13 protein-coding genes, 3 pseudogenes and 1 riboswitch are annotated in these 21,196 nt (G+C 38.0%); of the genes and pseudogenes, 3 read left to right on the top strand and 13 right to left on the bottom strand.

Annotated features, from left to right (window positions below):
- Positions 1 to 60: 60 nt before the first annotated feature.
- From ACQKFG_RS08705 to ACQKFG_RS08680, 6 genes are all read right to left on the bottom strand, one after another.
- Entirely contained in the window at positions 61 to 2,265 is a 2,205-nt protein-coding gene (locus ACQKFG_RS08705; RefSeq protein ID WP_427557920.1) for a dihydroxy-acid dehydratase, read from the bottom strand.
- A gap of 64 nt (positions 2,266 to 2,329) precedes the next feature.
- Positions 2,330 to 3,580, bottom strand: a complete 1,251-nt coding sequence (locus ACQKFG_RS08700; protein WP_427557917.1) for a lactate racemase domain-containing protein — start codon at positions 3,578 to 3,580, stop codon at positions 2,330 to 2,332.
- 24 nt (positions 3,581 to 3,604) lie between these two features.
- The gene (locus ACQKFG_RS08695) at positions 3,605 to 4,651 is read right to left on the bottom strand and encodes a TRAP transporter substrate-binding protein (protein WP_427557914.1); all 1,047 of its coding nucleotides are present in this window, start codon (positions 4,649 to 4,651) and stop codon (positions 3,605 to 3,607) included.
- Between the two features lie 59 nt (positions 4,652 to 4,710).
- Positions 4,711 to 5,988 carry a TRAP transporter large permease gene (locus tag ACQKFG_RS08690; RefSeq protein WP_427557911.1) on the bottom strand — a complete coding sequence of 426 codons (1,278 nt, stop codon included), beginning with the start codon at positions 5,986 to 5,988 and terminating at the stop codon, positions 4,711 to 4,713.
- Positions 5,985 to 6,557: a TRAP transporter small permease gene (locus tag ACQKFG_RS08685; protein WP_427557908.1), complete on the bottom strand. Its 573-nt coding sequence runs from the start codon at positions 6,555 to 6,557 to the stop codon at positions 5,985 to 5,987. Before ACQKFG_RS08685 ends, ACQKFG_RS08690 begins: the two co-directional genes overlap by 4 nt.
- Positions 6,558 to 6,593: 36 nt before the next feature.
- Positions 6,594 to 7,622, bottom strand: coding sequence for a DctP family TRAP transporter solute-binding subunit (locus ACQKFG_RS08680; protein WP_427557905.1), 1,029 nt, complete (start codon positions 7,620 to 7,622; stop codon positions 6,594 to 6,596).
- 726 nt (positions 7,623 to 8,348) lie between these two features.
- Between ACQKFG_RS08680 and ACQKFG_RS08675 the strand changes: the two genes are divergently transcribed.
- Entirely contained in the window at positions 8,349 to 10,085 is a 1,737-nt protein-coding gene (locus ACQKFG_RS08675; protein ID WP_427557902.1) for a methyl-accepting chemotaxis protein, read from the top strand.
- Between the two features lie 71 nt (positions 10,086 to 10,156).
- Here ACQKFG_RS08675 and ACQKFG_RS08670 read toward each other — a convergent pair.
- The 7 genes and pseudogenes from ACQKFG_RS08670 to ACQKFG_RS08640 all read right to left on the bottom strand — a co-directional run bounded on the left by ACQKFG_RS08670 (position 10,157) and on the right by ACQKFG_RS08640 (position 18,674).
- A pseudogene (locus tag ACQKFG_RS08670) lies at positions 10,157 to 11,116 on the bottom strand (DUF4822 domain-containing protein).
- 81 nt (positions 11,117 to 11,197) lie between these two features.
- Entirely contained in the window at positions 11,198 to 11,863 is a 666-nt protein-coding gene (locus tag ACQKFG_RS08665) for an ankyrin repeat domain-containing protein (RefSeq protein ID WP_427557899.1), read from the bottom strand.
- Positions 11,864 to 12,041: 178 nt separating this feature from the next.
- Positions 12,042 to 12,728, bottom strand: a complete 687-nt coding sequence (locus ACQKFG_RS08660; RefSeq protein WP_349728298.1) for a response regulator transcription factor — start codon at positions 12,726 to 12,728, stop codon at positions 12,042 to 12,044.
- The gene (locus ACQKFG_RS08655; protein WP_427557896.1) at positions 12,725 to 14,173 is read right to left on the bottom strand and encodes an ATP-binding protein; all 1,449 of its coding nucleotides are present in this window, start codon (positions 14,171 to 14,173) and stop codon (positions 12,725 to 12,727) included. The genes ACQKFG_RS08660 and ACQKFG_RS08655 overlap by 4 nt, the downstream gene beginning before the upstream one ends.
- Positions 14,174 to 14,737: 564 nt before the next feature.
- Positions 14,738 to 15,613 carry an alpha/beta hydrolase gene (locus ACQKFG_RS08650; protein WP_349728296.1) on the bottom strand — a complete coding sequence of 292 codons (876 nt, stop codon included), beginning with the start codon at positions 15,611 to 15,613 and terminating at the stop codon, positions 14,738 to 14,740.
- A gap of 51 nt (positions 15,614 to 15,664) precedes the next feature.
- Positions 15,665 to 16,288 (bottom strand): annotated as a pseudogene (locus ACQKFG_RS08645) (IS1595 family transposase); the annotation flags it as partial.
- A 124-nt stretch (positions 16,289 to 16,412) separates the two neighbouring features.
- Positions 16,413 to 18,674 carry a metallophosphoesterase gene (locus ACQKFG_RS08640; protein WP_427557892.1) on the bottom strand — a complete coding sequence of 754 codons (2,262 nt, stop codon included), beginning with the start codon at positions 18,672 to 18,674 and terminating at the stop codon, positions 16,413 to 16,415.
- A 305-nt stretch (positions 18,675 to 18,979) separates the two neighbouring features.
- On the opposite strand from ACQKFG_RS08640, the pseudogene ACQKFG_RS08635 reads away from it, so the two are divergent.
- Both ACQKFG_RS08635 and dapA read left to right on the top strand, forming a co-directional pair.
- Positions 18,980 to 19,295, top strand: a pseudogene (locus ACQKFG_RS08635) (MFS transporter); the annotation flags it as partial.
- A 391-nt stretch (positions 19,296 to 19,686) separates the two neighbouring features.
- Positions 19,687 to 19,865, top strand: a riboswitch (Lysine riboswitch).
- A 134-nt stretch (positions 19,866 to 19,999) separates the two neighbouring features.
- Complete coding sequence (gene dapA, locus ACQKFG_RS08630) at positions 20,000 to 20,896, top strand: 4-hydroxy-tetrahydrodipicolinate synthase (protein ID WP_427557889.1); 897 nt, start codon at positions 20,000 to 20,002, stop codon at positions 20,894 to 20,896.
- Positions 20,897 to 21,196: the final 300 nt, after the last annotated feature.

Below are 21,196 nucleotides of genomic sequence, written 5' to 3'. Positions count from 1 at the left end.
TTCCTCACTCCTTTTATAATCTGTCTACCTTTATCTTATCGGATTTATGACGAGCATTCCTCACTTTATTTCAACTTTTTTTCCTTGGAGTAAGACATCCTGTTCATAATCAAGGACCGCATCCTCAATGACAGCGATTGGAACAACACCATTTGCAGCATCTGTATGTCCAAACATCCTGTTGCTGGCCGCAACCATTTTTTGTCTAACTTTCATCCGCTGCTTGCGTTCAGTTGCCAATGATTGTCTTTCTTCTATAAAATGATCCGCAAAATCATGAACAACCTTTCCTGAATGAAGTTGAGTAGCATCTACCAAATCAATCCGTCGATCACGAAGCTGAAGGTGAATTACATCCCCTGAATTTAGTAAACCAATGCCTCCGCCTTCATATGATTCCGGTGTCATATGTCCTATAGCAGCACCATATGTAACTCCTGAATAGCGGCCGTCGCTAATGATTGTAGCGATTTTTTTCATAACGCGATTTGCATTGATGTGTTGCATTGGTGTAAACATTTCCGGCATTCCGAATGCTACTGGCCCCTGCCCTGAGATAATGACCGCAATTTTCAATGTGCCTTCTTCAACCATCCTGTCAAATAACTCCCCATAGGAAGCATTTTTTAGAAGAGACCATTCCGACTCATTGTTGTATTTAAGAGACTCGAGCAATAGATTATGTCCGAAAAGCTTTTGCTCTTTTATTTTTGAAAGCAGATTTGAATCAAGCAGGCTTTTATTTGCATCATCCTCATTTTCGTAATAAAGGACAAATGCCAGCTTATCATCGAATTGGTCAAGCTGTGGTGTCGGCATTCCGCTGATTTTTACAACGGCGCTTTCAAAGAAGTTTCCTTTTAATACATCAACACCGCTGAATCCACGGCGTGGATTGGATAAAATGACCTGATTTTTCTTTACATTAACCGCTTTTAGGCTACTTGTAATCGCAAGACGTTCTTTCCAGGTTTTTGCTGCGACAGTCGGCGCATCCTGATCCATTGGTACACCATTCTCGATAAGTTCATAAAAAAGTGTTTCCATACCCCTGCTTGTCCCACTGCAACATTGCATCGCAAGTGAATAAATGTCCCTTCCCTCTGTCAAACTGTAATCAAATAAGTCAGGAATTGGATGGGAATGATGAATGCGGTCAAGGTCCCATAAGCTGAATTTGAATCCTGCATAAAGCATGCCGGCGACAATATGCATCATTAAGTTAGTAGAACCACCCGAAGCGCTGTGAATACGGATTGCATTTTTTATGTTCGCAGCGACAATGTTGGCCACGCCGTAACGCTCTTCGTTTATCATGCCTGCAAAGCTATCAAGCACCGAGTTAATCTGGCGTTGTGTTGGTGGATCGGTTAACAGCTCCACGGCTGGATGAACAAGACCCATGCCTGCCACTAAATGACGTGAACTATTCCCCGTTCCATTGAAGGCACATACACCTCCCTGCCCGTCACATGTTGCGACAGCAAGTCTCATTTCAAAATATTTATGCTGTTCCTTCGTCAATATTCCTCGTTCATACGCCCGTTCAAACACACCCTGGAATGCAGTATTCGATGAACATTGCAATATATATGCCATCGTATCTCGTAAATCAACCGCTACATCAGTAGCTCCTTTACTTTCCGCTTTTTTCGCAAGAGTTTCCAATTCCTCAATCACGTCAGCTGGAATCGAACCGCCTTCTAATACGTGAGCAGGTGCGAATGTTGCGAAAAAGGGAGCTTCACCACGGTTTCGCCGAACACGATCAACATGTGCGAGTGCACTTACAACACCAAGAGGCTGCTTATCACACCCTTGAATGACGAATGCACCATGATAACTGTGAGCTTCTAGCTGGTTGACAACCATTTGCGCAACCGCGTTTCGGCTCTGGAGAGAGTAGCTCATTCCTTGATTGTTTTGCGCAGTTCCATCACACATTACCGGTGTCGAGAAATGAAACGGCACGCCGCCGTTTTGCCAGATGCGGATTGCTGCCCGTGCCGACGTTTGGTAATCCATGATGTGGGCCGGATGATCGGACGAACCACCGATAATTGCGATACGCGGGGCATTCCTCTCTAGCCGCATATAAATTTCCTCAAGCGTCCAATCAGGCTTCCCCCCTTCATATGTGGAGCCAAGCGTCAGCTTCGAACGGTCCAACAGACCCGCAACCGTAATGGGTTCATTTGCTTTTCCCTGTACATTATCGCGGTAAGGGTTAATTTCGTTATCGATTATTGGATATAGGTGTGTCATTTGAGCACTCCTTTTCTGATTTCAAATGAATTCTTCCATTCTCTAAAAATATTAAAGAAGGTTTTTAGTCCAGTGCCAATTCCTCTGGTTCTGAAAGGATCTCTATATTTTTGTTTTTTAAAGCTTCTTCCATCATGCTTTCAGAAATCCAAATTTCACCGATTTCAAGCGTGTTTTGTATTCTTACTACTCTCACTTTATTCAGATCGAAGGCATTGCACGTTTTGATAGCGGCTTTAACAGCCAATTCCTGCGTATCTAAAAACATCGGGAGCTTTACTACATCTGTCACTGTGCTTGTGAGTGCATTGGCGTAGCCTTTTTCCCACTCAATTTCATTCATGACGGCCTTCGTCGTCATATCAGCCATGCCGATGCCGTTTGCATTACCGTGAGTTTTTTCAGTAAGTCCAAGTACAACGGTCCGTTTAACGTCTGGCCCCCCGGTAGCATATGGAGTGGCGAAGTTACCCGTAATATTCGGATCCATTCCATCCCCCGAAATATCCTTTCCGAGTTCATTTACAATAAGTACGTCGATCGAATCGAAATGTAATTTTGGCATCAATGATTTTGCTTCAAGCAATAGTCCGGGTTCCACTTCCTCCAGTTCCTCTGCAGGGACTGCGACGATTTTCGCTGGTTTATCATAGGCATTTTCAATAGTCGCAAGACCAAATATGATAGGAGCTTTTGTTAAGGAAATCTTCGCCATCTCAGGGACATGTTCCGCCATATACTTAAAGCTGTATGCATGTGCAGCTTCGGCTCCCTTTTGCTTGCCTAAGCCGATTGTAATCATTTTCATTAGTCCGCTTTCAACCGGCCCACGAAATGCCGTATGTGGTTTTATCCGATTAATGACTATGATTTTATCCGATTCATATGCAAGCTTATCAATATAGACAGGGAGCCCATTTGGCAATTCACCCAGTTGAATAACTTCCATTGATGAAAGTATTGGCGCTCCAACCGATTCCTCTGAAATACCCAGCTGAAGCAACACATCGATCTGCCCTTCCGCTGTAGCACCCCCATGGCTTCCCATTGCAGGGACGATAAAAGGATTGCCGCCAGCCTCTTTGACGGCCGCTACCGTTTCTCTTACTAATATAGGAAGGTCCGCTACCCCTCTGCTTCCTACTGCAATTGCCACCCTGTCATCTTCATTTATTCTTGATAAGACACCTGCTTCTTTTATCGTCTTCTTCACCTCACCGGCTACATCAGCGATTTGAGGTGTACGAAATTTCTGCCTCACTTTAACCATTTTCGGTAATTGGATTTCACGTAATAGTTCAGAGATAATATCCATTTTCTTTCCTCCAAACAGCCTGGATTATTTACCACGTACTTTTTCAACTTCGCTCATCATTTCCTCTACAAGATCCGGCCCGAATTTTTGGGCATATTCGTCCGTCACTGGCTGGATGGCTTTCTTCATTTTTTCCACTTCTTCCGGCTCTACTTCATTGATTTTCATTCCTTCTTCTTTTAGATACTTAAGTGCTTTTTCATTTTCTTTTTGGTTAACTTCCCGTTGATACTTTCCAGCCTCTTGTGCGGCCTCACTCATGATTTCTTGCTCTTGTTCTGATAAATCATCCCAGAACTTTTTACTTACCAGGAATACAAATGGAGTATAAACATGATTCGTAAGACTTAAGTATTCTTGCACTTCATTATATTTTTGCGTTTGAATTGTTGCGAGTGGGTTCTCCTGCCCATCAACAGTACCAGTTTCCAACGCAGTAAATACTTCAGAGAAGGCCATCGGCGATGGGTTCGCCCCTAACTTTGAAAATGCATCTAAATGCACTTCATTTTGCATGGTACGGAGTTTCAGACCTTTGAAATCATCAGCCGTTTTAATCGGATGTTTACTATTGGTTAAGTTTCGGAAGCCGTTTTCCCAGTATCCCAAACCAACTAAATCATGTTCCGGCAATTTATCCAAAAGTTTTTTGCCTACTGCACCATCAAGTACTGTATAAGCTTCCTCTTCATTATTAAAAACAAATGGGAAGTCATAAATTCCAAATTCCTTAATCATCCCCACAAGTGGTGAGGTTGAAGGTACAGTTACTTCCTGTAAACCGCCTTGAAGTGCTTCTGTCATTTTCTGATCATCTCCGAGGGTGGCATCAAAAAAGTTTTGGACTTTCATTTTCCCCCCGCTTTTTTCTTCAACCAGTTCTTTAAATTTCTCCATTCCTTTTCCTTGTGGATGCATTTTACTATTTCCGATTCCTGCTTTGATTGTTCTTTTCTGAATACCGTCGGCTGAAGCGCTTTCATTTTGTCCGCTTCCGCAAGCACTTAATAGTAGTAATGAAGGCAGTAAAACTCCAACCGCCAAACGCTTGAACAAATTATTCATTTTCATTTTCCTCCTAATAAATAATATGAATATCAGCATACAGACCAATTACTTGATAAATCCCTTTAGGAAGTAAACCATTCTAGAGGAACCAGCACTAAGGAAGGAAACAAAATCAACAAGATCAATACAATCACTTCAATGAGCAAGAAAGGCCAAATCCCCTTCATGATATCTTCCATACTGATCTTACTTATGCCGCACATGACATTTAAAACGGTTCCGACAGGTGGTGTAAGTAAACCGATGGCGTTATTCAGGATAAACAGGACACCAAAGTAAACTGGATCAATACCTGCAGCGACCACCAATGGCATCAAGACAGGTGTTAGAATAAGGATTGTCGGCGTCATATCCATAGCAGTTCCAACTACGATAACCAATAGGTTTATCATGATTAATAGAAGGACTGGATGATCCATAAATGGCTCCAGCAATCCAATTACCTGACCAGGTAAATCGGCTACAGTTATCAGCCAGGATGACACGAGTGCTGCAGCGACCAGAAACATGACAACACTCGTCATTTTTCCTGCATGAACAAAGACCTCAAACAAATCTTTCACTTTCATTTCGCGATAGATTACAAGACCGACAAAAATTGCATAGACTGCAGCCACCACTGCCGCTTCAGTCGGTGTAAATAAACCGAATTTCAATCCACCAATGATTATGACGGGCAGGAATAGAGCCCAGATGCCTTGACGAAGAGATGTAAGTATTTCTTTTGCTGAGGCTCGGGGGTTAACGGCGACTTTATCTTTTCGTGCAACAATGGCCCAGGTAACCGTAAGTCCAACGGCTAGTAAAATACCTGGAACGATTCCTGCCATGAACAACTTTGTAATGGACACACCACTCGCGACACCGAAAATGATAAAGCCAATACTTGGCGGTATGATCGGGGCAATGATGCCACCTGATGCAATCAACCCACTTGACCGCTTCACATCATAACCGGACTTCACCATCATTGGAATTAATATAGCCCCAAGCGCTGCCGTATCGGCAACAGCAGATCCCGATAAACTCGCAAACAACACACTCGCAATGATCGCAACATAGCCAAGGCCTCCCTTGATATGGCCAACGAATTTCATCGCCATCTCAACAATACGCCTTGATAAACCGCCCCGATTCATCGCCTCTCCTGCCAGCATAAAGAACGGTATGGCCATTAGAGGAAAGTTATCCGCGCCACTGATTAGGTTTTGTGCGATAATTTGACTATCAAAAATGCCAAGAAAGTACATAAGCACTACGCTACTAACAAGTAAGGCAAATGCAATAGGTATTCCAAGTCCCATGGCTCCCAGTAAAGATCCGACAAATACACCTATCATCCCTGCTTCTCCTCCTTAATTATCCTAATATCTGATTCAAATTCATCAGCATGGAGGGAAATTAGCTCTTCTGACTCACTTATCATAACTAATTCTTCGTCTTTAATTTTATTGAAGAAAATCCGATACAAGTTGAATATGATCATGCTGCCCATTGAAACACTTACAAGAATACCTGTCCCATATACAAATGCCAGTGGCATTCCAGTGGCCGGTGCAGCACTATCAATGTTTATCATGGTCATTTTCCAGCTTCCATCCAAGATTAAGAGAAGAACGAATAACATCATCAAATCACTAATAACTAGTACCACTTTTTTCATCTTATTCGGGAGCCGTTTAATGACTATGTCGACACCTAAGTGTTCTTTGTTTTTGAAAGCTCCGATGGCGCCGAGGAACGTCAACCAAATAAAGAGATACCTTGACATTTCTTCTGACCAAGTAATCCCTGAATTAAAGAAATAACGAAGAACTACATTACCAAACACGAGTACGACCATTATTGCTAAAGCAGCTGCCATAATAATGTTTAACGAATTTTCCAAGATTCTGGATATTTTATTCACCTATACATCTCCCCCTTCCTATCTGGAGCGCCTGCTTCATTCTGCTTTTATTTTTCCGATGAGCTCCTCCGCCCAGTCATTTTTCTCAAAGACTTCATCATAAACAGGTTGAGATGCTTTTAACATTTTTTCTGAAAAGTCTTCGTCAGGCGTAGTGAATTTGATTCCATTATCTTCAAGATATGCTTTGTCATCTTCATAACTTTTTTCCATCAATTCAAACTCATATGCTGCCGACTCTTTTGCGGCTTTTTGAATGATTTTTTGTTGCTCCTTTGTTAGCCCTTTATAAAATTTGCTATTGATAATGTAAATATTGGGGCTGAACATATGCTTGGATTCCAGTACATCACTTTGAACTTCATTCCACCCCGAGGATCTCAGCGTGGCAATGGGATTATCTTGAGCATCAACTACCTTTTGTTCAAGTGCGGTGAAAACTTCTGAAATAGGTAATGGGCTAACGTTCGCCCCCAATGATTCACCTAGTTTTATGTAATTCGGGATATTCGGCATTCTGAGTCGAAGTCCATCAAAGTCTTTCATACTCTTAATTGGACGATTACTCGAAAACATCCTAAATCCGTTTGCACTCCATGCAAGTGGTGTCACTCCATGTTTTGGATCAAGCTCTTTTGTCAATTCCTCTCCTATAGGTCCATTCAATACCTTCTTTACATGACCGTAATCCCTAAATAGGAAGGGCCATTCAGGAACACCCATTTTAGGAATGTCCGACTGCATAATTAGTCCTGGAACACCCATTTCGATCGTTCCATTTCTGACTCCGTCGTAAAATTCTTTTTCTGCACCTAATGTACTGTTCGCATAAATCCGCACCTCTAGTTCACCATTACTCTCCTTTTCAACGATTTTTTTGAATTTTTCTTTCAAGGCAATGTTTTGAGGATGATTTTCAGCAAAATAATGCGCCACTTTAATCGTTTTCTTTTCAACTCCAGATCCACTGGTTTTTTCTCCCTCTCCTCCGCCACATCCTGATAAAAGGAATGCCACTGCTAGAGTTAAGCTTGTGGAGAATACAAAAAGCTTTCTTTTTTTCAATAAAAACCCTCCCCGAAGTTTTTTTGTAAGCGTTATCATTTATCACTGATCTTATAACTTCTCCTCACCCTTGTATAAGCCAAAATAAAATTGTTTTATATTATAAAACTCCGTTTTTGTTTTATTCGGAGTAAGGAAAACACTTTACCTCTAAATACGTTTTTCAAGTGGATTCGACTTTTTAAATGATTACTTTTAATAAAATGAAGGGTTAATTTGTTCTATAATATAAAACTCTGTTTTTGCATTTGAAATCTTACGTTGATTATAAGCTTCCATTTTTACTAATGTCAAACCATTTTTTTGAATTTTACAACAACTTAACAAATCTCTATTTCACTAATTAATATTTATAGATCCAGAACGTAAAAGTTGAAATGTATTTTTTCTATACTAGGATAGAAAATCATACAATATCAGGTTCTCTTACTCTTTTTAATTGTATTTCCTGCTGAAAAGGCAGTCTTTAAGAGTTTAAGTTTTTTCCTTGTATTAAGTTTATTCCCCCTTCCATTCCTACAAAAGGTATATTCAATTTTTAAAGGTTTATATTTTCTTTTGAAAAATTACAATCCATATTTAATATTGCCTCTCATACAACAGGTTAAAGATGAAAGGTATAAAAACTTCACCCGAAGGTTTTAAAAAGGTCTCATTAAATATATTTAATTATTACCGATATACTAAACATGGTTAATATATAACACGGGGAAGGAATAAACAAAGATGAATAAACTCAGTACGAAAATAGGTTTTGTTCTTTTAACAGGCATGATCATTACATTAATTGGAAGTTTACTATTGATGTATAAAAGTACAAATGATACCGTTGAAAAAACAATCGCTATGAGCAGCTTAGACATAGCTAGCAACATCTCTCAAGGAATAAATCCAACATCTTATGCTGATTTTTTAAGTAATCAATCCGAAACCTCTACATATTGGGAGATACGCGAACAGTTAGACGATTATAGACAAAAAACTGGAGCATTGTATGTATATACATTGGGGATTAACGAAAGTAGCGAAAAAGTCCATATTCTTATAGATGGAACGGGTAAGGGAGATAAAAAAGCAGCTCCCATTTCAACACCCACAACCGCAACTTCATATCAGGATGTAGAAAGCGTCATGAAGGGAAAGGTTTCTACCACTTCCATCGTTCATGATCCTGAATATGGTGACTATTTATCCGTTTTTGTTCCCATCAAGAAAGGGGACGAGGTCATAGGAATACTAGGGGTGGATATTGATGCCAGCAAAGTCGACACTACGGCCAGCAAGGTTTTGGGTGGCATCCTTCCCCTGACCATAATAATCAATGTGATCTTAATGGCGATCGTAGTCGGTGCCTTAATATGGTTCTTGACTAGAAAGTTAAGCCCCCTTCTCAAGGTCAGCTTGGCTGCAAAGGAAATCTCTAATGGAGATTTATTAACAGCCAATAAACTGATAAGCAACATAAAAGTAAACGGGAACGACGAAATCAAGGTTTTAGTGAAATCCTTTGAAGAAATGATTACCAATACAATTATGATTGTCAACTCCATGAAAAGCTCATCTTTCCAGATTTTGGAGTCATCAAGTGATATCGAACACAAAATCAAAGAAATGGATACTTCCACACAATATATAGTTAATGGCATTCAGCAAGTCGCAGGAGCTGCGGAAGTACAATTGCACAGAAGTGAAGAATCATCGAGGGTCATCGAGGAAATGACCATAGGAATACAAAGAATTGCAGAAGCTTCTTCAGAAGTCAGCGAACAGACTAATCATGTTTCAACTAGAATGTCCATAGGAAATAAAGATATAAATGAACTCTCAAGTCAAATTCTGCAAGTAAAAGATGTGATGCTGCAAACAAGTTCAAAGATAAAGAAATTGGATGAACAAGCAAATGAGATTGTGAATATTGTACAATTAATTACCGGAATTGCCGAGCAAACAAACCTGCTATCACTAAATGCGGCAATTGAAGCTGCCAGGGCCGGTGAACAGGGTAAAGGTTTTGCGGTGGTATCGAACGAGGTACGGAAATTGGCAGTGGGTACGAAGGAATCTGCTATCAATATACAAGAGTCCCTCCTACATTTTAAATCCATCATAAATGAGTCAGTCAAAATGATGGAAACTGGAACTAAAGAGGTAGAGGAAGGGACAAAATTTGTCCTGAATACAAGAGAAACTTTTAAACAGACAATAGAATCTTTTGAGCATGTTAGTGATCAGATTCAAGAAATATCAGCCATTACAGAACAAATGGCAGCAAGTTCCCAGGAAATCAATGCTTCGATAGAAGATTTTGCGGGGTTAACAAGGGAAACTGCAGTGGCTTCAAAACAAGTGGCACAATCAACAGATCAACAAGCGAAATCCATGGAGGATATTTCCTTCTCGACCTCCTCGATGGTAAAGCTAGCTAATGACCTGGAAACATCTGTTGAACAGTTTAACGCGTAAACATCTTGAACCACTATTCTATTACTATATTAAGAAAGGGATTTTGCTATTTATGCAAAATCCCTTTCTTTTTATTTAGTTGATTTTAGTTTCAAATTACCTTCATATGGTATATGTTCAACCGTTATCGTTATATCTTTTCCTTCTTTATCTTTACCGATTCGTTTATAAGTGAATTTATTTTCATTAAGCTCTGTAAGTTCAAGAACTGCACCATACTTATTTTCCCCTTGTGAAGCAAGGGCTCTTATCTTATTTCCATGAACAACATCGTAATAGCCGTAATCTCCACGGCTTTCACCGGTTTTAGCATCAAAAAATTCATACTTATTTGTTTTATCATCATATTTTGCCAGTCATAAATAATTCGAGTTATAGCTTGATACATCATTTCCCTTTTCATCCAACGCCACTGTTCCTTGCCATGTGGTGCTGGATAAAATTCTGTCTCCATCAACGTCTGTATCTACTTCCCCAGTGTAAGTTTCCAAAGTTTTATCTGGATCAGTAAAAGAAAGTTCTGTTTCAGTATAAGGAATATGATCAACAAACACTTCTACATCATTACCATTAGCATCTTTACCCATTCTTTTATAGGTAAACATATCCTCATTCAGTTCTGTTATTTCAACAACGGCTTGGTAACCCATTGATTCTGAAATTAACACTCGCATCTTTTCATTTGTGATAAAGAAAGTTCCTTTATCACCACGACTTTTTTTAGTATTTTTATCAAAAAATTCATATCTCGATGATTCATCATCATATTTCGCTAGACCAATAAAGTTTGCATTCTCCTTAGTTAAGTCATTATTATGCTTATCATAAACTTTTGTTCCTTGCCAATTCGTGCCACTAAGAATTTTAGTCATTTCCTGTCCTGCGGTTAACTTTTTTTCTTGTTTACTTTCTTTAGCGGTTTGTTCATGCTTCTGAGCACTTTGATTGTCTTGTGCGTTTGTGTTGCATCCTGTTAAGGCCAATGCTAACCCAAGTAGTATAGATGATGAAATTTTTGCTTTTTTGTTCATTTTTTCGTCTCCTCAATATATTATGGTTGTAATTAATTAGTAGTACAGTGACATTTCAGATTGCAAGTATCGGCGATCTGGTTATTTTGCTTCTGCTGATAGTAAAATTTGTTCAATCTCTATAAACCCTTTCTCGCGGGCATGTTGTAAAGGTGTCATACTACCATTATCAGGGATGCTGACATCTGCCCCATGATCTATTAGCAATTTCACTGTTTCCTGCTGTTTTCCATCACCATTATTCAAAATGATGGCTTCTAGTAAAGCTGTCCAGCCGAGATGATTTACATGATTCACATCAATATCGGTTTTAGTAAGGAGTTCTTTAGTAACCTCGACATATCCATGTTCCGATGCAGGGATTAAAGCCGTTCCTCCAAAACGGTTGGTAATGGACGGGTCGGCACCTGCTTCAATTGCAAGTTTAAGTATATCTATGTAACCTTCAGCACCGGCATATAATAAGGGACTATTTTTCATGTCATCCTGAATGTTGACGTCTGCACCCGCTTCAATAAGGATTTTTGCAGTCTCTACATCATTGTTATAAGTCGCAATCATGGTTGCGGTTCGCCCTTCCGAGTCCTGTGTATTAAGATCAGCACCTTGCTCAATCAAACTTCTTATTCTATCCGTTTCATTTCGTGCTACAGCTTGAATCAGCTGTTCATTCAATCCCTTTCCCCGTTTGTACATCATCTGCACGCACCAAAAGGGCTTGTTCAAAAAGCTTTTTTTAGGCTGCATGAGGATTTTATCTCCTTTTTATTTTTAGTTGCTTACTTATTCCGTCTCCATTATATTAGTGCCTAATCTTAAACTCCCTCTAAACAATTTCTTAAAAAATGATTAATTTATTCATAAAATTTCTTAATATTTATAAAAAAATCCCGCCACCTTCGTGACGGGTTATAAACCATATTATTTAAACATTAAAGCGATACCCTGCTCCCCAAACGGTTTCCAAAAATTTAGGCTGTGCGGGATCCCTTTCAATTTTTTCACGTAGTTTCCTGATATGGACGGTGACAGTCGAAACATCTGCAGCCGATTCCAATCCCCAAATATTTTCATAAAGCTGTTCCTTGCTTAATACTTGATTCGGATGCATGACAAAAAACACTAAAGTATCGAATTCCTTTGTTGTAAACGGGACCATCTCTCCGTTTATGTGAATTCGACGTGCAGACTTATCTATTGAAATGCCATGAACATAGATTGAATTGGATTTGGGGTGACTTCCTGATAAACGTTCATAACGCGCTAAATGCGCTTTCACTCTTGCAACTAGTTCACTTGGACTAAAGGGCTTTGTTATATAATCATCTGCCCCTAAACCAAGCCCGCGAATTTTGTCGATATCTTCCTTTTTGGCGGATACAAACAATATCGGAATATTATGGACAGCACGTATTTGTTTGCATATCTCAAATCCATTCAATCCTGGAAGCATGATGTCCAAAATGATTAAATGATAATTTCCTTGAAGGGCCTGTCGGAGACCTGCATCACCAGTATGTTGAATATCGACACTAAAATCATTAATTTCCAAATAATCCCTTTGTAATTCAGCAATACTGACTTCGTCTTCAATAAGTAATATCTTTTTCACATTACCTCACCTTTCTTTATGGAAAAGAAGACACTTGTACCTTTTCCTATCTCGCTAGTAGCCCAAATATGTCCTCCATGCTCGCCGATAATTTTTTTTGCGATAGCAAGCCCTAAACCACTTCCACCTGTCAGAGAATTTCTAGATTGCTCAGCACGATAAAAACGGTTAAAAATATAAGGCAGAGCAGAAGATTCTATTCCATAGCCATTATCTGTTACTTGTACGACTACATCACATAGTCCTTCATGCAGGGAAATGGAAATATGTTTTTCATCTTTATTCATATACTTTACACAATTACTAATTAGGTTGGCCAATACACGTTTTAGTTTCTCTCTATCCGCTGTCACGTATATCGGTTTATGAAGCTGTTGAAGTTCAATCTGGATTCCTTGTTGGACTAAATCCAGCTGAAGTTCCTCAACGTAGTCTTTTAAATATTTATCTAGTCTGACCGATTCAAATGTGAATGGTTCTTTTTTTAAATCCAGCTTGGAAAATAAAAACAATTCATCTATCAATGAATCCATATCTCTTGCTTTTAGGTATATAGTCGATAAATACTTGTCCATTTTCTGTGGGGTGTTTGCTACTCCGTCTTTTATCCCCTCAACATATCCCATAATCGAAGTGATCGGTGTCTTCAAATCATGAGAAATATTTGAAAGAAGTTCTTTACGATTTTCCTCATACTGAATCTGAAGGTTTACGGACTCTTTTAACTTCCTTCTCATTTCCTCAAACTCCCTATTCAATTGTCCGATTTCATCATTCGAAGTTGCTTTGATTTCAAAGTTTAAATCTCCTGATTTTATACGCTCTGCGCCTTCTTTAAGTATTGAGATAGGTTTGATGATGCTTCTTGAAACTAAATAATTTAAAAGTCCAATAATCATTACAAGCAGCAATAACAATAGCGCGAATAAAATGGGAAATGACTCGCGGGTCAGCTCAGCATAGGAACTTGCCTTTCTCAATACAAAAATACTTCCTTCACTTTTATCCGAAAAATAAAAATCAAACTTCACATATGTGAAAAAAGAGTCTTTCAATCTGATTGTGTCCCGCGTATTGATGTTCGTTTCCTCGAATACGGGAAGTGATTGAACCAAGTCTAGCTTATCAAGTGTGGGGGACGAATACTCAATGTTATTTCCTTTTCTAACAACAATCTTAATATCTCTATGGTCAATCTTCTCCAGCTGTTCTTCGTCCAGAAGCTGCTCTGGATTATTTTTTGCCAAAAGTTTTAAATCGAGAAACACACTTTCTTCTACTGCAGTCAAAGGTTTTTGGAGATAAGATTTTTTGTATAAATGCTCTATCGATTTTACATCACCTGTTATTGCAAAAATAAGTAAAAATCCAGCTGCTAAAAATAAGGTGATGGAAATAAGAATTACGCCAACGTAAGACAATAGAAATCTCATTTTTATTGACAAATATTTTCACCCCATATCGTTTATAGAAAAGTTCACCATTCATCTGCTGTTCTTGCCTGAAGAAAGTTTCCTACGGTAATCTTTCTTAGAACTTAAAAAACATATCACACAAATCTTAAAATTTTCTAAAATACATAGAAAAAAATCCTGTTCAATTGTCGGACAACAGTTAAAAACGTTCCTGTTGTTTTCAGAAATCCGCTCCCTTTCCGCGGTCTGTCTGCCAAGCCTCCTCGACGCAAGCTTCTCTGGGGTCTCGGCTAGCTAGTTTTTTGTTAAAATATTGGCTTTTCATCCTACCTTTTATAATAATGGAATGGTTTATAAATTATCCAAGAGTTAAATAAAGCTGCATTTCAATGCTATTTAAATTAATAACTATACCTTCATTTTGATGTATTATCTTGACAAAGATACGAAATAAATGAGTGATAAACCATTATAAATAAAGCTATATTAAATAATAGTGTTGATTTTTCAAAAAAGTAAAGGGAACTCCATATTGGTTTGGAGTTCCCTTGTTGCATTAGCTCCCATAAGTTTAATAAAGATACAGGAACAGGGTTAGTAATAATCATTTAAAAACTCTACAATATCATTGTTAATTTTTATTAGATGTTCTTCAGATGGGAAATGTCCCATATCATAGGTTTTAAATGAAATTAAATTTGGAATGATTTCACTAGCAACTTTATTTAATCTACTTTCAGGAAAAAAGATATCTTTTTTCCCTGCTATGATTAAAGTAGGCGAGCTATAATGTAACAATTCTTCCTTCGTAGTTAATTTGGGCATTTCTTGCTCAAGCCTAATATATTTAAATACATCTCCAATGATTTTCTTATCAATTTCTCTCATACTATTATCTGACATAGTATTAGTAATTTTATTGAGATATTTTTGTGATGAAGTACCATTAAATAAGAATAAAGGGAGTAAGATATCTTTAATCATTCTAATCTTAGAACCTAATTTTATTCCTGCTGGTGATACTAATACAGAACAGTCAATTTTATCTGGCATAAATGTGGCTAATCTCAAAATAATACCTGCACCGTAGGACGGACCAACAAATGCACTACTATCTATATTAAAGTAATCCATTAGTTCCTTTATCCACTGGGCAAAACTATTATCCTTCGCCGAAATTCTACTTTCACTACTGTATCCTGGATGACCAATTGTATCTGGTGCATAAACTCTGTATTTATCTACGAGTGGTAAAAACCAAGATAAAGTCATTGGATTTATACAATTACCACCCTGAAATATAAAAATAGGTTTCCCATCTGGTGGTCCTGCTACAAGAATATGTGTTTTGCCATAACTTGTATCAACATATATCTGCTCAACATCAAAATCAAACGACTTTAGATAATTATCGTAATGTTGAGTAATAAGCGTTTTCCCTTCACTTTTATAAATGGTTCCTTTCCCCAAAAAATATCCCTCCCCTATGCTTATAGATATAAACGTTTATAGGTTTAATGTTCATTTGGGAAATTCTGATAACCTGAGTTTATCATAGGTCACATCCGTTGAGAACAGGCAGCTTTCAACAATCATCTGGCTAACCGTTGTGTCGTTATTGCGGTGTCTGATTTGGTCTAAAAATTGAAACCAACTCAAATAATGGTCGAGGTATTTTGTCGCCACTCCATTAAAACGATTTATCCAGCTCTTCAAGCGACTGTGATAACTATTCACATTTTGAATATGGTACACACCTCGGACACGTTCCTTACCATCTGATTTAAACCTGTAATGCTCAATTCCTTTTTCTTTTGCGTAAGTCATAAATGCCCGCCAAGCGTCGGTACAAAGAACGTTGGAAGGAGACAACTTTAGAGCCAATAGCATCCTCCAATCGAGTCTTTACAATCCGAACCTGACCAACCAATTTTGAATATGTTACTTTCTGACGGTCTCTTGCGACAAGGACACAGACATGTTCTTTGCTGATGCCTCGTTGTGAAGACGAACCACCGCGTTTACGAGCTTTTCGACCTCCCACTTTGCGTTTTCCCTTTTCTGAGAATAGGAAATAAGTCTCGTCCATTTCCCAATACCTTCGAATTGGTCAAAGTCAATCTCTTTGATGGCTGAAAGGAGTTTTGTTTTTATTCAATTATCAACAGAGTTATTTTACATAGCCATAAATAAAAAAAAGCGAACTTACCCCTTAAGGAAAGTCCGCTTTTTACTAATACAAGTTTAAAGAAAAGTTCACCTCTTCTTCTCATTCATTTGGTGAAACGATCATTTGGTCATCCAATCTAATATCGTCAATCGACCAAAACCAATTATTTTTCGCATTATGCATTCTCCATTGTACTTTCATCGAAGAAGCATCTTCAGGAACCTTAATCGATTTAACCTCATACTTATTCAAAACATGTCCATTTTTATTATCGGAAGCATCTTTATTGTCATAAACGAGAACTTGTTGTTTTTCACCATTATCAAAGACAGCAGTTACTTCTGCTGTTTGCGTTCCTTCTTGTTTATAATGGGATGCAAATCCTAAGTAGAGATCTTTTGCACCATCGACTTTTACAGAAGGTGAAGTTAATGTACTATCAAAAAAGCCTTTTGATGATGGTGAACCGGTATCATCCCATTCATCAGGATCCGCTACAGCTATTACACCTTGACCCAGCTCAAATTTGCTACGATCTTGGTCTTCTGCTTTTGTCCAAAAGTCCTTTGTTGTGAAACTCCAACCTTGCCACTCCATTGTACCAGCTGGCATATTTGAGCTATTAGTAACCGACCAGCCGTTAGGAGCTGCATGGCTCCAACCGAGAATAGAACTTGGAATGTTTTCATTCACTGCCGGCTTTAATGCAGACTCTAATTGGTCAAAACTTTCTCCAAGCAACATGTTTACGAATACATTTATATTTTTGGAGCCAATTTTTTGGCCGCCCTCGTAAGCAGTAATCGTGAATTTTGATGAACCGGAACTTTCCTTACTAGGTGTAGCTTTTATTGGCAACGTTTTTTCTTCAGTTCCTGAAAGCTCATACTCAAGTTCATTGTGCTCCACACTCCAACCTTCAGGTGCATCAACTTTAATTTTCCCTTTCACATTACCATTTCCATAATTTTTCATCTTTACTTGTAGTGTAGTCGATTCACCTACCGCTACTAAAGAAGGGGAAGCTTGTGCTGAGACCATTTCCAGGGCTTTTGTCTGACCTTCAGCCAGTAACGCCTTTTTACTGCTATTGTTAAATGAATCTAGTGCTTGTACCTTAATTTCATAATCCGTACCTGGCTTAAGACCAGCTACAGGGAATTCTAAATTCTTTGGAACAGGATCAATATAGAATTCAGAAAATGCGATGAAGTCTGCGTCCAGCTCCCCTGTTTCCTTATTTTTCGCTGTAATGTGATAAGAATGTACGAGCGTGTTATCTTTTGCCTGTGGAAATGTAATATTCAAACTTTTTAGTGTCGATTTTTCTTTTACAATCGAAGCCTTGTCTTTAACTGCAAAAACCGGTGGTAACCGATCTCGATCGTCTGTATATGTAAAGTTATTTTTTTTAGAAGGGTGTTTGATTACCCATGGTTTTCCTGCCCAATCGTCTTTATGAAAATCACGTTTTTTAAGGACCACTTCATTATTATAAACTTCTACAATCATACCTTGACTAATATCCCGATATCCTTCAGGATGAAACCCTTGAAGTTTACCCGGCTCTAATTCCAAATAACTTACAGAAGACGTGCCAACAGATGTAAAGTCTTTTTGATGAATCGTTCTAGGGTCTTCGAGTGGATAATGAGAATGGCCTGAAAATGTAATAACCTGTGGATGTTTCTTTAATGTATCATATAAAAGTTCTTTATTTTCCTGAGTTCCCCATAAGTCACTTCCATACACAGTGTCTTTAATGTGTTGATGAAGAAAAACAAAGATTGGTTGGCCCGGATTCTCTTTTTCTGCTGCAGCTAACTTTTCGCCTAGCCAGTTAATTTGATGAACAGAATATAAACCATGCGTATTACCATTTTCCGGACTTAACGTAATAAAATCATATCCATTTACTTTTTTATGATAGTAAAGAGAATCCATTCCTGTTTTCTCGAGAAAACGATCTTGTGCTTTTTCTACTGAAAGTCCATTCCAATAATCATGGTTTCCCATAGTGAACATGGATTGAACATCGCCTTGTTTCTTCTCATTATAAATGGAGAAGAACTTATCATATTCAGTAGCGTAGCCATAGTCCGTTAAATCCCCAACGACAACAAAAGCATCCTGTTTAGGCGCAGCTTTGTTTAATTGATCCATCGCTGTTCTAAACTTGTCCATATCAGCAGTTGATCCATCATCTATATGTACATCACTGATAACAGGAAAAACGAGCTCGGGCTTACGTTTATTATCTGAATTTGAAGATTCCGAGGATGCTTGTACATTTGATAAAGAAGTTGTTAATCCCACCGTTACAATTGTCAACATTGCAGCAAATTTATTTTTCGCTTTCAAAATCATTTTCCTCCTATATATCGTTTAGTCGCTATAATTATGTAAGTATTTCCCAAGAAATAAAATATCCTCCTCATTTTTTAATTTTTATGTGGTTTACCAATTAAAATAGTAACTTTACATTATTAATAAAATATAGGTTCAGTGTAATTTAAATATTAATAAATCAAATAATACCTATGGGCAATAGTCATTCGGTTCACTTAAATTGTTTCTGGAGGAAAACTCAAGATAATTTTTCGCTTGTAGTAATGATTTGCCTTTGCTTGATGTAAAGGGGGAACTACCCCTAAACTACGTAGTTATCCCCACGAATCTTAATGGCTTTTATCATTCCATCTCATGGATTTGTAGATAGGTATGCTGTTATACGTATCTCGTTCCAATACTGAAAGGAATGAAAGCACCAAGAGTTCAATCCGTTTGATCTTGTTTGGCTGTGGATTTATATCCATTTTCAGCAACATACTCGCTGGTAAAATTGCCAGCTATAATGCTATCGAACATCTTCGGTTTGTTTTCCTTTTGCATGCAATTGTTCTGACCAGTTTTTATCGGACCACAGATAATTTTGTCATTGGTTTGGTTAACATTAGCTTGATGTTATCAATGGCCATCCTTTTCAATTTTTTGATAGTGTAATTGAATCAATGGAGTCCTACTTACATGGAAGCGATCCGTTTTCTCGCTTCCTAAACGACACTGATTTTCATATCTTTTCTGCCCTTTGTTAAATTTGTATCATGTCGTCCTCCCCACCTTGATCATCATTCTAAGTATTCATAAGATACATATCAATTTTCATAAGCTCTATCAATTGTAAAACTGACTATAAAAGATTGAAACTTTTCATACAGTTTATTTAATAAAACTATAAATGTTGAGATTACATAATATTAAAAAAGGTGAATCCATGTATTCTAAAAAAACATTTCTAAATTGTCCTTGCAATAAAGAGGATTCCTTGTTATATTACAGTCAATTAAATATTTTCTTACTTCATACTTTTTGAAGTGAGGATAGAGGAGCAAAGACCATTAGTACACATTTTGAGGAGAATGAGATCCCATGACTATTGTGGAAAGGGGAATTTGCCGAAGCGGAAAGAATCTCATGTTCTTGAAGCTGGTTCTGCTATTGAATAAATGCAGGACTGTCATATAGGAAACTATATGGAGGGCTATCTTATGCGCGGAAACATTTTTTTGATAAATATTGTTTCTACTGCAGCAGCGAATCCTCGTTGTTGCTTTTTTGCGTTTATTCCTGAATGGCCCTAACCACCTCTGAATTTTTATAAAAATTATACAAAAGGGTGTGAAGTTATGAATTTTGGCCAAGTTTTAACCGCAATGGTTACCACGTTTAATCATAATGATGAGGTTGATTTTAATGCTACGAAAACTTTAGTAAATTATTTAATTACTAATGGTTCTGATGGATTAGTAATAGCTGGTACAACTGGAGAGTCTCCTACATTAACTGCAGAAGAGAAAGTGGATTTATTCAAAATGGTTGTAGAAGTTGTTGATGGAAGAGTTCCAGTCATAGCTGGAACTGGCTCAAATAACACGAAGGCCTCCATCAGCTTAACCAAACAAGCAGAGGCAGCAGGAGTCGACGGAATCATGCTCGTTACCCCATACTATAACAAGCCGTCTCAAGAAGGATTATTCCAGCACTTTAGTGCTATTGCCCATTCAACATCATTACCGGTAATGCTTTATAATATCCCAGGACGAAGTGTCGTGAACATGTCCGTTGAGACGATTGTTAGCCTCTCAAAAATCAACAATATTGTGGCAGTAAAAGAAGCAAGTGGTGACTTAGATGCCATGGCACAAATCATCAGCAAAACAACTAGCGATTTTACATTGTACAGCGGCGATGATGGGTTAACATTACCGGTTTTTGCCATCGGAGGAACAGGCATTGTTTCGGTTGCTTCCCACATAATTGGCAATGAAATGCAAGAAATGATCAATAGCTTTAAAAGTGGGGATGTCCAAGGTGCTGCCACTGCACATCGCAACCTTCTTCCAATTATGAAAGCATTATTTGCTGCACCAAGCCCAGCACCGGTAAAATCAGCATTAAATATGCGGGGGTTAAATGTTGGAGGTGTCCGCTTACCATTGGTCTCTTTAAACGATGAAGAAAAAAGAGCACTACAAATAGCTCTACAACCGAGTAACGCAGAAGGAATTTTGTTAAGTAAATAAACTTAATGATTCATTATTCGAGTCTTCAATACCGATTTTCTGATTAAAACCCATAATAACCGGGCGAAATTAAAAAAAGCAGTACAAACTTTGAATGAAGTGTACTGCTTTTTAATCGCTGCATGGCTCAATGCTTAAACTAGTTGAGCAATATAATGATTTTATAGGATTAAGGGCAAAAGGAGAATTTACATTTTCAAGAAAAATATATGGTGTATCCAGTAGGAATTGTAAATGTCGAATTTTCTATAGCAATGATTACGGGGATTGATCATAAGCTTATTATTTCTAGTGATGTTG

This window comes from Peribacillus sp. NPDC076916, from assembly GCF_050269675.1.
GTDB lineage: Bacteria > Bacillota > Bacilli > Bacillales > DSM-1321 > Peribacillus > Peribacillus aracenensis.
This window is presented reverse-complemented; position numbering and strand designations above follow the sequence as displayed.

Excerpts from the sequence above, each read along its gene's own strand:
- ACQKFG_RS08705 (WP_427557920.1), bottom strand. The coding sequence starts at position 2,265 with ATGACACACCTATATCCAATAATCGATAACGAAATTAACCCTTACCGC.
- ACQKFG_RS08700 (WP_427557917.1), bottom strand. The coding sequence starts at position 3,580 with ATGGATATTATCTCTGAACTATTACGTGAAATCCAATTACCGAAAATG.
- ACQKFG_RS08695 (WP_427557914.1), bottom strand. The coding sequence starts at position 4,651 with ATGAAAATGAATAATTTGTTCAAGCGTTTGGCGGTTGGAGTTTTACTG.
- ACQKFG_RS08690 (WP_427557911.1), bottom strand. The coding sequence starts at position 5,988 with ATGATAGGTGTATTTGTCGGATCTTTACTGGGAGCCATGGGACTTGGA.
- ACQKFG_RS08675 (WP_427557902.1), top strand. The coding sequence starts at position 8,349 with ATGAATAAACTCAGTACGAAAATAGGTTTTGTTCTTTTAACAGGCATG.
- ACQKFG_RS08665 (WP_427557899.1), bottom strand. The coding sequence starts at position 11,863 with ATGCAGCCTAAAAAAAGCTTTTTGAACAAGCCCTTTTGGTGCGTGCAG.
- dapA (WP_427557889.1), top strand. The coding sequence starts at position 20,000 with ATGAATTTTGGCCAAGTTTTAACCGCAATGGTTACCACGTTTAATCAT.